A 12654-nucleotide genomic window follows, 5' to 3' on the forward strand; every position below is an offset into this window, starting at 1 on the left:
TATATAAAACCCGGGACATAGCCCGGGCGGATATCTTCGATTACATTGAAGTGTTCTACAACCGTACCCGACGCCACAGCCACCTCGGTGGCGTCAGCCCAGAGGCCTTCGAAAAGGCCTCACCGTGGGGACAGAAACTGTCTACCGGAGCGTGGTCACTCCAATTTTTTTACCTGTGGCTGCAAAAATTATTCACATCCATATGCTCTGTAATTGAGCCCGTCGCCAACGATTACTGGCATAAAGCTGCTTTCAGGTACTCTCTGTTCCTGATAATAACCGAAATTCAGAAAAAGACATCACTGACCAGCGATATACTATCTCAGTATGTATGGTTTCGTTGATGTGTCGTATAATTATATTGTAGTTAACTATTGTCTTCTTTTATCTCATGTGGCGGTATGGTCCTGTAAATTCGTTTACAGTTATCATGAAACATTTTCCGTTGTGCTGCATGAGAATATCCTTTCATTTCACATACCGTCATAAATCCATGAAATATGTCACTGAAACTACCGCAAAGACTATCCACAGGGAAATTACTTGCAAACATGATTCTGTCTGGGCCAAACATTGATATAACTTCAGAGATAATCCACAGGTTATTTTCCACCGACCACGGGATACCCTTTAAACCAATACCTGACACTTTCACCACAACATTTTCGCACTCGGCTAAAGCTGCCATTGATGAATGCCATCCGGCAAGTCCTTCAACAGAACGCTGGGCGGGTAGTCCCGTATGGTTCAGGATTATCATCGTATCCGGGAAATCATTGGCCAGTTTAACCGCTTCATGTAAATTCCACCACGGAGTCTGTAGATCAAACATCAGATTATATTTTGCAAGTAATGAATAACCATATCGCCATTTTTCATTACTCATCAGGGTGGTGTACTGCCCTACATCTTCAGGTTTGTCAGGTCCCTCCGGTTTATGCCTGATGCTGCGCATGAGTTCGTATGTACTTTGCATTTTCAATACGGACTCTATGTCATCATGGTGTAACCAGGCCTGACCGACAACAGCATTCGGATACCCCGTCTTTTTGGCCACCGAGGTAATAAAATCACTTTCACCACAGGGGTCTGTTGGGTCCCATTCTGTTTCCATATAGCAGGTTTCCACAACATTAATATTCCCGACATCCAGGAAATAATCTTCCGGGTAATACTTTTTCTTAATGGCTGTATAATCACCATATCGAAAAGGGATCAACACATCAGGCTTCAGCCACGGATGGTCATTTTCAATTGGGTCCCAGAAATGATGATGGGCGTCAATAACCGGACCATCATATAATTTCAATTTTTCAGTATTCATCTTTATCTCCTAGCGTACATGACGTAAGTCAATAATATTTGTCATAATAATGAATATTACAGCACAACCTGCGAAGAAGTAGAGTACCGGGTCAAATGAACCTGTCAGGTCTAAAATAAGACCAACTATTAATGGAATACAGATCCCACCAACGCTACCAGCCATATTCATCATACCACCCACTGTTGCTACCCGGGAGCGTGGAGCCAGCAATGGAGGAAATGTCCAGTACATACTCCCCCACATTAATACAAATGCAGCGCAGGACAGAAGAATAATGGATGTTTTGACATCCGGGATGCTAGGTAATACCGCAAATGCAAAGAGTGTACAAACGCCTGAGATTGTCAGTAATAATTTGCAGGACCGACCCCGACCTAAACCTTTGCTTGATAATTTATCCGCAAGCCAGCCACCACAAAGGCTACCACATCCCCCTGCACAGAAAATTATCATCGTAGCGAACCCAACGGATTTCAAATCCAGATTTAATGCTCGTGTCAGATATCCAGGTCCCCATGTTAACAACCCAAAGAAACACATTGCCCATGAACAACGACCCAGAAGCATACCTGTGAAGGAACGCAGCGGAATAATTTTTAGCAATGGTTCCTTATTTTCTTCAACAACTTCATTTTCAGTTCGATCAAGATTAATAATTTCCAGTTCACCGTCATTTACTTTAGGTGAGTCTTCGGGTTTGTCACGAATAATCCAGTAGGCTATCAGTCCAAGAATAACTGCAGCTACACCACAGATAATAAAAGTAATCCGCCATGATGAAAAATACAGAATCATTTCGGCTACTAATATTCCACCAATTGCGGCACCAAACGGACCACCGGCGTCCATTAGCGTGGCCCCACGCGCTCTTTCATTCTTGTTTAACCAGATAGCATTCAGTCTGGCGCCGGAGGGAAACACAGGCGCTTCACTTGCACCGAGTAAAAGGTTAGCAGCAAGTAAAGCAAAGCCTGTTGGACAAAGCCCTAACAGGGCTTCTGCAATACCCCAGAGGACTGCAGATAAAGTCAGTATAACCCTTGCGCCAAACTTATCCGCCAGGAATCCTCCAGGGATCTGCATACAGGCATAAGTCCAGAAAAAACCACTCAGGATCAGCCCCTGCATGGTATCACTCAGACCCAGGTCTTTAGCAATCGTCGGCATCGCTATTGATATTGAAGCACGGTCAATCATACTGACAACAACAAGAAGGAAAAGAACGAAAAATATTCGCCATCGGATATTAGTTGGCTTTTGGATCTTGCTCGAAGAAACAGAGTTTATTAATTTATCACTGAATGACATGGCTGGCCCCCTCAAATTAACTAATGAGAATTTAATTAATTTTCAATTTTTAATGGGTGTTTAGTTATGCATGATATATTTAATATTTATATTCAATGATGATTTCTTTTATTCCTTTTTCAGCTCACAGAAAGTATCACCGATTTTTATTTATGTGTTGTGGACGCCATTCTGGCTGCAACAGCAATAGCGCGTTCTGTTGCCAGTGTTTTGGCCACGCCCTTGCCTGCAATATCAAATGCAGTACCGTGTTCCGGCGTTGTGATTGCATACGGTAATCCTGCTGCCACCGTGATCCCCACGTCAAAAGCATGGAGCTTGGTGGCAATCTGCCCCTGGTCATGGAACAGGGTCACAACCGCATCGTATTCATGATTAAACGCATGAATAAAAACAGTATCACCCGGTACCGGGCCGTACATATCCATCCCTTTCTCGCGGAAGCTTTCAATGACCGGGATAAGAACGTCAATCTCTTCCTTGCCACAGGTGCCGCCATCGCCGGCATGGGGATTCAGGGCTGCTACTGCAATTCGTGGGTTTTCAATGGTCGCCATACGTAATGTGTCATAGCATAACTGAACCGAACGGCTGACATTTTCAGGTGTAATATGGCTGGCAATATCTTTAAATGGGATGTGCCCGGTCACACGAAATACCCAGAGGTCATCGAGCACGTTCAGCAATCCACGCGGTCTGTCCAGACATCCCAGTTGTTCAGCGAAGAGATAATGTTCGTCCTCAATATCCCAGCCGCCTTTCTTGAACGCTTCTTTATTCAGGGGGGCGAAGACAAAACCGTCAATCTTTCCGGTTTTAAGTAATGACATGCAGGTCACCAGTGACTCGCCCGTTGCGTGCCCGGAGCAGGTATCAATGGTGCCCATGACCAGATTTTCAGGATTAAAGTTTTTCAAATCCAGCAGCGGAATATTCCCGGTATTCCAGTCCGCATCAGACGGATCGCTGATGACATCCCACTGAAAATCCACGCCGGCAATTTTTTGACCAAGCGCCATAACCCGTGCGTCGCCAATCAGGATAGGTCGGCAGTACTTATAAACGGTACCATCAGCCACCACTTTAGCAATCAGCTCAGGACCGATCCCGGCTGCTTCACCCAGAAATATCCCCAGAACAGGTTTACGTTCCATTATTCACCTCTGTGTTTTACAAAATTTCGTGTTGCGTTTCCTGACATGCCAGGTCAACGGTTATTACATAATTGCGTTCATTATCCAGGGGACAAATTCCTGGCTGCCATAACCAAGTTCTTCACTTCGCGTCCGGGCACCCGAGGCCATCTCGATAAGTCTCTGATAAATTCGCTCCCCGGCCTGTTCAATTGTTTCCTCGCCTTCCACAATGGTGCCGCAGTTCACATCCATATCATCCTGCTGACGGCGCCACAGAGTATTGTTGGTCGCAATTTTCAGACAGGGTGTCGGTTTAGAGCCGAAGGCTGATCCCCGGCCGGTGGTAAAACACACAAGATTTGCCCCGCCGGCGATTTGCCCGGTGACAGCCATCGGGTCGTACCCGGGGGTGTCCATAAAGACAACGCCTTTCGCAGTGACCGGTTCGGCATACTCGTAGACTTCCATCAGGCTGGTCGTACCGGCTTTGGCGATACCCCCCAGTGATTTCTCCAGTACCGTCGTCAGACCGCCCGCTTTGTTCCCTGCTGACGGGTTGTTATTCATTTCACTCCCCGTTCGTTCACAGTAGTCCTCCCACCACTTAATCCGGCGGATCAGTTTTTCCCCCACTTCCCGGCTGATGGCCCGGCGCGTCAGGAGATGTTCAGCGCCGTAAATTTCAGAGGTCTCTGACAGTATTGCGGTTCCCCCCTGGCGAACCAGCCGGTCCACTGCGTACCCGAGTGCCGGATTTGCAGAGATTCCGGAGTAGCTGTCAGAGCCACCACATTCGAGGGCAAGAATGATTTCCGAAACCGGTACCGACTCGCGTTTAACCCGGTTAGCCTCCGGTAACATGTCGTGGATCAGGGAGATACCTTTTTGGATAGCATTACGGGTTCCCCCACTTTCCTGAATGGTCAGGGTATGGAACATCGCGCCTTCACTCAGTTTATGGACATTCATCATGTCCTTTATCTGAAAGGATTCGCACCCCAGTCCCACGATCACTATCCCGGCAAAGTTTACGTGGGTGGAATAGCCCGCAATCGTCCGGCGCATGACTGTCATCATTTCGCTGTCAGATCCGAAGGCACAGCCAAAACTTTGTGGCAGGGCCACAATGCCATCCACATTCGGGAAATCACTGAGACCACGGGCACGGAAATGATCTTCAATTGCCCTGACGACCGTCGCGCTGCAGTTCACCGAACTGAGTACACCGATAAAATTGCGGGTTGCCACCCGACCGTCTGCTCTGCGGATCCCCATAAAGGTATCCTGATGCGCTTCCCGTTCCGGAGGACGACTGTCCGCTCCCCAGGCATAGTCCCGCTCAAAATTGCCCATACCGAGATTGTGCACATGAATATGTTCACCCTGCCGGATGTCACGAGTGGCAAAGCCAATAATCTGTCCATAGCGCTTTACCACGCTGCCGGCTGATATATCATGAAGTGCAATTTTGTGGCCAGCCGGAATGAGATCGCACGTTTCCAGACCCTCAGCTTCCAGCCTGCTTCCTGCAGGAAGGTCCTGTCGGGCAATCACAACATCATCCGCTGCGTTTAGTTTGAGTACCGGACTGTTATTCATCTTTCGACCCCCATGATTACTGGTGAATACTTGCCAGAATGGCTTTCACCTGAGCAGTTTTTTCATCACTGAGCGGCAGTGCTGGCGCCACAACGGCGGTAGATATGTCAAGCCCACACAGTCTGATGGCGGTCTTTATCACACCAAAGAAAGGCTGCTCCAGCGCGTACAGTGGAGAAAGTTTGGCCAGTTGCTGCTGAAAATAACGGGCCTGCTCCAGGTCGTTATCCTGAAAAGCCTGATAAATACCTCTGGTGATATCCGGCGCAAAGTTGAAGGTGGCCGGAATGCCGCCGTGGCCACCCAGCAGCAGGGTATCCAGCATATATTCGTCATATCCACTGAAGACAATGAAGTCCGGGCGAAAAGTATGCACACGGTTGATGATCTCCCGGGTATGGCTGATATTATCGATCGTGTCCTTGATGCCCACGATGTTCGGTACTTCTCTGGCCAGCCGGGTAATGACATCCAGGCCAATATCCTGGCCTGTCAGGTCAGGGAAGTTATAGAGAAATACCGGCGTATCGAGCGCGTCAGCAATATTTTTGTAATGCATGAACCTGGCGTCATCGCTGAGTTTTACATAGTACGGGTTTACAACCAGCACGCCATCCGCACCGTGCTCCTGCGCATGACGGCCCAGTTCAATGGTCTCTGCAGTCCCTGTACAGGCAATACCCACCAGAACCGGTACTCTGCTGTCCACATGATGCAGGCAGAATGCCGCTATCTCTTTTCGCTGCAGGGAAGAAAACTGTGAGAACTCGCCTCCACTGCCCAGGATCAGCATTCCGTCCGCGCCACTTTCAATAACATGATCAAGCATACGGGCCATACCTGCTTTATCCAGTTCCCCCTGTTCATCGACAATGGAGGGAACCGGAGGGAAGATACCCCTGAATTTCGTTGACATACTACCCTCATCTAGTTCAATATATGGAACTTAAGTTCCGCTCATTGAAATTAGTACATCAGAATTCGATTCCGGTAGTCAAAGGGTTTTACAACGAGAGCTGATATCTGTGAGTTATGTCAGATTTATAGCGGGATACCCGTAACCGGAAATGATGTATAACACCAGAAGAAGGCGGTTCTGTGCTCCATAAATGACCGAGTACACTACTTATGGCTATGAATTAAAGAACATTTTCCTCTATGAATAATCAAACCAGTAAAACATCCGTACCTGCACTCGATAAAACTGTCCGGATTTGCAATTATCTTTTTAACTCCCCGGGTGCCACCTTCAGTCAGATCCAGCAGGATCTGGGGCTGCCCAAAAGCAGTACTTCATCTTTACTGACAGCACTGGTTGAGCATCACTTTTTACGCCAGGAGAGAGGTAGATTTTTCCTGGGACTGAAGCTGTACGAATGGGGAAACCGTTCCCTGGAACAGTTCGACATCAGTAAGGTTGCCAGGCCGGTGCTGGAGAAACTGAGGGACAGTACAGACCTTATTTGCCACCTGGGGATCCTTGATGAAGTTGCGCCCATTTATATCCTGAAGCTTGAAAGCGCCCAGCCAATAGGGATAAAGACATGGGTGGGCAAGAAACTGCCACTCCACAGCTCTGGGGTAGGTAAGGCTCTGTGCGCGTGGCTGCCGCCGGAGACCATTGATACGCTGTTACCGGATGAAACCTTGCCGCGCTATACGGATACCACTATCACCTGTAAATCTGAGCTGATGCAGGAATTCGCGCATATTCGTGAGCAGGGATGGGCTTTTGATAATGCGGAGGATTCACCGGGAATTTACTGCATTGCCGCGCCAGTCTTTAACCGGGCGCAGGAGGCTGTGGCCGCAATCAGTGTCAGTGGTGTTGAGGTTCAGTTGCCTAAGGAAAGAATTCCGTACTATTCCTCCCTGGTTCTGGAAGCCTGTCAGGAACTGTCAGTAAAGTTAAAATATATCTGAAAATGGATATTACCACCCAAATGTATGACGGTATGCTTTATGTATACCACATCAAACGATACCGGCTAATATTATTGTGACCATATGAGTGATGCCACAATTATGAGACGACAATAACTCCCGTCCGGCGCATTGACTCAGCATTTTTGTTACCCAACGCGCACTGTTGCCTCACCAAAATTGTTACTTTGGTTGTGTGATAAATAATCAGTCAAAGGTGTACCTGTGAACAATGTATTGTTGCCTATGGATACCCGTCGTCAGCTTCTGCGGGCGCTGAAAACGCGATATCAGGCAACCAGTAAAGCCGAGAAAACCCGGATACTGGAAGAGTTCATACTGATCAGTGGGTACCATCGTAAATCAGCAATCCGGTTGCTGAACGGTGCCATCACCAGCGGTAATCACCGGCGTCGCTCAGCCCCGGCTCGGTTTATGGCGCAGCTGTTCAGCAGGCTCTGATCGTTCTCTGGGAAGCTTCAGATCGGTTGTGCGGTAAGCGTCTCAGGGCATTACTGCCCCAGCTTATTCCAGCGATGGAGAAACACGGGCATCTCAGTCTGAATCCGGCACTTCGCGAGCAGTTTCTGAAAGTCAGTGTATAGTCCATCGATCGCCTGTTGAAAGAAGCACATACCACTGCCGGTAAAAAGCGTAACCGGGCGGTTAACCGTGTCAGTAAAAGTATCCCGGTCAGGATGTTCACCGAGCATGAGCGACATTCTCCGGGATTTATGGAAATGGATCTGGTGGCACACTGTGGCCGACATCTCTCTGGCACCTTTTTGTGGACGCTATCGCTAACCGATATCGCCAGCGAATGGACTGAATGTGTGGTGCTGTCGGCACGTAACGCTGAGTTGATCATACGGGCCGTTGATAAAGTTCAAAAGAGCCTGCCATTCCCGCTTCCCGACCATACTGGAAAAACGATCAGTCCTGGATAGAGCAAAAAAATGGCTCAGTGGTCAGAAAACTGGCGGGATATGGTCGTCTTGACGGTGAGCCTGCAGTAAAAGCGCTGAACCAGATGTAAATAACGTTTCAAATTTGTGCTCCACTTTAGGCCCGGCGACCAGACGGGGAAGCCGCGTCCAGAAAATTCCTTACCTGCTCAAGCAGTTGCCACATGAACCGACACTGATGACTTCGGGTCACATGTTCGTGTAACACTTTCCAGAGATATTCTATTTTGTTCAGACACAGGGAATAAGCGGGTAAAAATAACAGATGGGAGACTGTAAAATTTTCTGTGTAAATGGCCACAGCATCACTGGGGTACCCGCTCTCCATACATCAGCATAAACTAGCTCATTGCGGGTTTCCAGTTCTGGATCGGCATCGTCCATTTTGCTGAGATATTGTGCAGCGCAAGGTACAGCAGTTTCAACACTGATTCATCCGTCGGGTATTTAGTGAACAATGATTCTGATGGTGTGGAGAATACTCTGCAATATTGTGAACAATGCCTTAAGAATATCGACCTTCTTTTTCTCGAATGGGCTGATGCCATTCTTGAACGTCGGAAGAAAAACTATTCTGAATCAATACGGCATTACAGAAAGATAATTTCAGCCAGACCTGACTGGTACAGTGCAAGGTTACAACTGGCCACAGTATTATATCTGAACAAAGACATTCTTTCGGTCAAAGAGCAACTGAGAAAATTACGCAGTGAAGCGTTGTCTCAGGATACGGCCGGCCTCATTGACCGGTTCATTGCCAGAATACAGAAAACTGATCACTGGTCATTTCGTGGTGGTTTTACTTATCTGAATGAAAAAAACATTAACAATGTCCCCCCCTCCGGACGAACTATCGGAAAATGGAGACCTGGAAAACCGCAGTCGGGTAAGGGGCTGCTGTACTGGGGCGAGGCAGAAAAAAACCTTTCTCTTCCGGATAATCTTTTCGGTGTCACCCGACTGACCGTATCAGGGAAAACATACTGGAATAACCATTCTTATGATGAACTCAGTGGCAGCACTGGCGTGGGACTGGGTTACAGGAACGTTAACACAATGATTCAGATTATCCCTTTTTACGAAAAAAAGTTATTATGGCGGTGGGCGTGTGTCAAATAATGGTCTGCAGCCCTATTAAGATACTGCGGGTATTATAGCAGAAACGCAACTCCAGCTTACCCCCAGGTGGCGTTTATACTCGGACTTTAAATCGGGTAAAAATTAATATAAAAAAACAAACTTATCTTGACGGGTACAGTTATTCGTTAAATGAGACCCTGATTTATTTCCCGGATTCCCGGCAGTATATTTCAGCGGGTCTGGGATACAGTATCGTCAGAGCAGAGACAGAAGATAATTCATTTGATAAGACCATATTGCGGACAGGATGGATGTACGAATGGAATGGCGGGGTATCCACACGTTTACAGGCAACTTATGGTTATAAATCGTACCGGGCCGGAGATTTCTGGGGAATAAAGCAAATAAACCAAGAATACAGTACATCTGTAACCATGTGGCACCGCGATATCTACTTTTTGGGAATAACACCAAAAATAACATGAAATTATCAGCGAACTGACAGCAATCATCCTTTCCATGACACGGAAAGAAATCGTCTTTTCCTGAGTTTCAGCGTAAGCGTACAGCGAGAACCGTCTGGTCATAATCTGATGGATTCGACAAAGTGGTGTCCACCAAATAATAGTGGAAACCAAAGTGTCCGATATGCAGAAAAATATAACTCCTGGCAGGCGTAAGGGCTGCCCTCATTATTCTCCCGAATTTAAGCAGCAGCTTGTTGCTGCCTCCTGTGAACCGGGTGTGTCCATATCAGGACTGGCACTTGAACACGCTATCAACGCTAATCTGTTGTTCAAATGGCGTCAACAGTGGCGACAGGGAAAGTTACGGTTGCCTTCGTCAGACTTTCCGCTGCTACTTCCTGTGACGCTCGATATCCCCGGCGTACCGCCGGCAGTGCAGGCAGATCAGTCTGCAGAGGAGCCGGAAATCCTCAATATCGGCTGTGAGGTGACGTTCCGGCACGGCACGCTCCGTCTGAATGGCGCTGTCAGCGAAAATCTCCTGACTCTGTTGATACAGGAGCTGAAGCGATGATTCCGCTACCTCCGGGCACAAAAATCTGGCTGGTTGCCGGCATCACCGATATGCGTAACGGCTTCAACGGCCTGGCCGCAAAGGTGCAGACTGCGCTAAAAGATGATCCCATGTCCGGCCACGTCTTCATCTTCCGGGGTCGTAGCGGCAGCCTGGTCAAACTGCTGTGGTCTACCGGTGACGGACTGTGTCTGCTGACCAAACGGCTGGAGCGCGGTCGCTTCGCCTGGCCATCAGCCCGGGATAGCAAAGTGTTCCTCACTCCGGCACAACTGGCGATGCTGATGGAAGGTATCGACTGGCGGCAGCCCAGGCGGTTGTTGACATCCCTGACTATACTGTAGCTCTCTTTATCCTGGTTCCCGGGGAATAAGCCTGGTAAAATACGGACTTATGAACAACGCCCCTTCTGACGATATCCTTCTGCTGAAACAGCGCCTGGCTGAACAGGAAGCGTTGATCCACGCCCTGCAGGAAAAGCTGAGCAACCGGGAGCGCGAAATCGACTATCTGCAGGCGCAACTGGACAAGTTGCGCCGGATGAACTTCGGCAGTCGTTCCGAAAAGGTATCCCGCCGTATCGCACAGATGGAAGCTGACCTGAAGGTGCTTCAGAAAGAAAGCGATACGCTGACCGGTCGGGTGCGGGCAACCTGAAGTACACGGCACATAGCTTTGATACTGAATTCAGCCTGATGTTTTTCGATGAAGACATACTTCATTTCAGGCGCTTCGCGAAGTATGTCGCGGCTTTTTGGATAATGGTCAGCTCCTCAGCCTGCTCCGCCAGTTGCCGCTTAAGGCGGGCAATTTCAACCGCCATTTCCTGCTCACGCTCGGAAGAGAAATGTGCATTCTTCAGCTTGCTGCGCCACGCATAAAGCTGTGATTCATACAGGCTAAGTTCGCGGGCGGCTGCGGCCACACCAATACGTTCAGCCAGTTTCAGGGCTTCGTCGCGAAATTCAGGCGTATGTTGCTTGCGTGGCTTTTTGGTGGTTGATGCTGGTTTTGTCATGTGAGTCACCTCTTACTTGAGAGTTTACTCACTTAGTCGCGTGTCCACTATTGCTGGGTAAGATCACGACAACTGGCGACAGCCAGTTGGACAGACTATACGCGCAGCGAACAGGCCGCCCGCCGGGCGAGCGAAGCGAGTCAATCCCCTCCTCACCGCCATATTACGAGCACATGTTATTAATTAACATGCGCTGAGATTAATGACAAACCCTTTCATAAACAATTGACCTGTCTTTCTTGCCGGTTGGCGCTGTGCTTACCCGGCCTACATTGCGCAAAAATATCAATATGTTGCACGTTTCATTGTCGTCCCGTGTAAGCGTAGTGCCGCCGGGCGAAACTCACAAAATGCACTTTGTCAGCAGTCTGAAAATATTACTTTATATTTTGAGTTATGAATTCATAGCACCAGCGTGATTATCATATTAGTATCAATGATATATTTACCAGTTATTTGAAAACCCTCAACATAATATAATGATAACGTTTTCGTTAATTCAAGGGTAACATCCCCACTTATTGTATCAATACCAATAACACGAACATCTTTAAACCCCGCCTTCCTCTCACCCAGTTCAGGATAAAGTGACTTAAATAAACTCTCTTTAATTGAAAACAATAAGTACAGACCATTCTCATAATCTATATTAGTGTGTTTTATTAAAGCAAGCTCCTCATCTCTGGCTAATAAACCCGCTACTCCTAATATTTCATTTTTTCTTAAAAATTCCAAATCTACACCCGGCATAACGCCTATAGCTTCAGATGCTATAAGTGCGATAGCAGAATTATTCGAATGTGACAAACTGCCACACCAACCAACTGGCCAGACTGGACTTCTATCCATAGCTGTTCCAGGAATATGTTTGCAGCCAGCCATAGATAGAATGCCTTTAGCCGCATACCTTACTGCAAGATATTCAGCCTTTCGTTTGATACAAGATTGCTTCAGTGCTAATGGTAGCTGTATAGCTAAACTGTCAAATAACCGATCGTTATAATGTTCAGGATCGAAATCAACGATGCAGTATTTCACCTCCGGATGAGCAGTAACAAACCCGCATTGTAAGGTATGTACAAATCCCCTACTATACTTTGTAAATTGTTTCGTAAACATGCTCGCCTCCCAAAAAACATCAAATAATTACACTCTTTACTATCCACGTACTATTTCAATAACGGCAATCAGACCTATATAAATATAAACCATCATTCTTTAAATATTATAAACATGAAGAAAGGGCCAAATACGCCC

Annotated in this window: 13 protein-coding genes and 3 pseudogenes; 9 read left to right on the top strand and 7 right to left on the bottom strand. The window is 47.5% G+C overall.

The window, feature by feature from the left end:
- Nucleotides 1–122: pseudogene (locus tag F4V72_RS13210) on the top strand (IS3 family transposase); the annotation flags it as partial.
- 245 nt (nucleotides 123–367) lie between these two features.
- Here F4V72_RS13210 and F4V72_RS13215 read toward each other — a convergent pair.
- From F4V72_RS13215 to F4V72_RS13235, 5 genes are all read right to left on the bottom strand, one after another.
- Nucleotides 368–1324: an amidohydrolase family protein gene (locus F4V72_RS13215; RefSeq protein ID WP_023246998.1), complete on the bottom strand. Its 957-nt coding sequence runs from the start codon at nucleotides 1322–1324 to the stop codon at nucleotides 368–370.
- Nucleotides 1325–1333: 9 nt separating this feature from the next.
- The gene (locus tag F4V72_RS13220; RefSeq protein WP_023246999.1) at nucleotides 1334–2635 is read right to left on the bottom strand and encodes an MFS transporter; all 1302 of its coding nucleotides are present in this window, start codon (nucleotides 2633–2635) and stop codon (nucleotides 1334–1336) included.
- Nucleotides 2636–2781: 146 nt separating this feature from the next.
- Nucleotides 2782–3789, bottom strand: a complete 1008-nt coding sequence (locus F4V72_RS13225) for a PdxA family dehydrogenase (RefSeq protein ID WP_023247000.1) — start codon at nucleotides 3787–3789, stop codon at nucleotides 2782–2784.
- Between the two features lie 63 nt (nucleotides 3790–3852).
- Nucleotides 3853–5370: a UxaA family hydrolase gene (locus tag F4V72_RS13230; protein ID WP_070801989.1), complete on the bottom strand. Its 1518-nt coding sequence runs from the start codon at nucleotides 5368–5370 to the stop codon at nucleotides 3853–3855.
- 16 nt (nucleotides 5371–5386) lie between these two features.
- A complete protein-coding gene (locus F4V72_RS13235; RefSeq protein ID WP_070801988.1) occupies nucleotides 5387–6286 on the bottom strand; it encodes a dihydrodipicolinate synthase family protein in 900 nt (299 codons plus the stop codon).
- A gap of 242 nt (nucleotides 6287–6528) precedes the next feature.
- On the opposite strand from F4V72_RS13235, the gene F4V72_RS13240 reads away from it, so the two are divergent.
- From F4V72_RS13240 to F4V72_RS13280, 8 genes and pseudogenes are all read left to right on the top strand, one after another.
- Nucleotides 6529–7293, top strand: coding sequence for an IclR family transcriptional regulator (locus tag F4V72_RS13240; RefSeq protein WP_023247003.1), 765 nt, complete (start codon nucleotides 6529–6531; stop codon nucleotides 7291–7293).
- A 225-nt stretch (nucleotides 7294–7518) separates the two neighbouring features.
- Nucleotides 7519–7755, top strand: coding sequence for a hypothetical protein (locus F4V72_RS13245; protein ID WP_129382446.1), 237 nt, complete (start codon nucleotides 7519–7521; stop codon nucleotides 7753–7755).
- Between the two features lie 158 nt (nucleotides 7756–7913).
- A complete protein-coding gene (locus F4V72_RS13250; protein WP_134950018.1) occupies nucleotides 7914–8240 on the top strand; it encodes a hypothetical protein in 327 nt (108 codons plus the stop codon).
- Nucleotides 8241–8708: 468 nt separating this feature from the next.
- Nucleotides 8709–9377, top strand: coding sequence for a surface lipoprotein assembly modifier (locus F4V72_RS24625; RefSeq protein ID WP_162785997.1), 669 nt, complete (start codon nucleotides 8709–8711; stop codon nucleotides 9375–9377).
- A gap of 101 nt (nucleotides 9378–9478) precedes the next feature.
- Nucleotides 9479–9823, top strand: a complete 345-nt coding sequence (locus tag F4V72_RS24805; protein WP_077944603.1) for a surface lipoprotein assembly modifier — start codon at nucleotides 9479–9481, stop codon at nucleotides 9821–9823.
- A 163-nt stretch (nucleotides 9824–9986) separates the two neighbouring features.
- Nucleotides 9987–10379, top strand: a complete 393-nt coding sequence (gene tnpA / locus F4V72_RS13270; protein WP_024149548.1) for an IS66-like element accessory protein TnpA — start codon at nucleotides 9987–9989, stop codon at nucleotides 10377–10379.
- The gene (tnpB, locus tag F4V72_RS13275) at nucleotides 10376–10723 is read left to right on the top strand and encodes an IS66 family insertion sequence element accessory protein TnpB (RefSeq protein ID WP_023246648.1); all 348 of its coding nucleotides are present in this window, start codon (nucleotides 10376–10378) and stop codon (nucleotides 10721–10723) included. Before tnpA ends, tnpB begins: the two co-directional genes overlap by 4 nt.
- Nucleotides 10724–10772: 49 nt before the next feature.
- Nucleotides 10773–11024 (top strand): annotated as a pseudogene (locus tag F4V72_RS13280) (IS66 family transposase); the annotation flags it as partial.
- On the opposite strand, the pseudogene F4V72_RS13285 reads toward F4V72_RS13280, so the two are convergent.
- Together F4V72_RS13285 and tniP are read right to left on the bottom strand one after the other, a co-directional pair.
- A pseudogene (locus F4V72_RS13285) lies at nucleotides 11021–11397 on the bottom strand (transposase); the annotation flags it as partial. The pseudogenes F4V72_RS13280 and F4V72_RS13285 sit on opposite strands and share 4 nt — an antisense overlap.
- 402 nt (nucleotides 11398–11799) lie before the next feature.
- The gene (gene tniP, locus F4V72_RS13290) at nucleotides 11800–12516 is read right to left on the bottom strand and encodes a 4'-phosphopantetheinyl transferase (protein ID WP_023246651.1); all 717 of its coding nucleotides are present in this window, start codon (nucleotides 12514–12516) and stop codon (nucleotides 11800–11802) included.
- Between the last annotated feature and the right edge of the window lie 138 nt (nucleotides 12517–12654).

The organism is Salmonella enterica subsp. diarizonae, from assembly GCF_008692785.1.
Lineage (GTDB): Bacteria > Pseudomonadota > Gammaproteobacteria > Enterobacterales > Enterobacteriaceae > Salmonella > Salmonella diarizonae.

What these genes read in the sequence shown, in the direction of transcription:
- tnpB (WP_023246648.1), top strand. Translation starts at nt 10,376, where the DNA reads ATGATTCCGCTACCTCCGGGCACAAAAATCTGGCTGGTTGCCGGCATC.
- F4V72_RS13230 (WP_070801989.1), bottom strand. Translation starts at nt 5,370, where the DNA reads ATGAATAACAGTCCGGTACTCAAACTAAACGCAGCGGATGATGTTGTG.
- F4V72_RS13215 (WP_023246998.1), bottom strand. Translation starts at nt 1,324, where the DNA reads ATGAATACTGAAAAATTGAAATTATATGATGGTCCGGTTATTGACGCC.
- tniP (WP_023246651.1), bottom strand. Translation starts at nt 12,516, where the DNA reads ATGTTTACGAAACAATTTACAAAGTATAGTAGGGGATTTGTACATACC.
- tnpA (WP_024149548.1), top strand. Translation starts at nt 9,987, where the DNA reads ATGCAGAAAAATATAACTCCTGGCAGGCGTAAGGGCTGCCCTCATTAT.
- F4V72_RS13225 (WP_023247000.1), bottom strand. Translation starts at nt 3,789, where the DNA reads ATGGAACGTAAACCTGTTCTGGGGATATTTCTGGGTGAAGCAGCCGGG.
- F4V72_RS13235 (WP_070801988.1), bottom strand. Translation starts at nt 6,286, where the DNA reads ATGTCAACGAAATTCAGGGGTATCTTCCCTCCGGTTCCCTCCATTGTC.
- F4V72_RS13220 (WP_023246999.1), bottom strand. Translation starts at nt 2,635, where the DNA reads ATGTCATTCAGTGATAAATTAATAAACTCTGTTTCTTCGAGCAAGATC.
- F4V72_RS13240 (WP_023247003.1), top strand. Translation starts at nt 6,529, where the DNA reads ATGAATAATCAAACCAGTAAAACATCCGTACCTGCACTCGATAAAACT.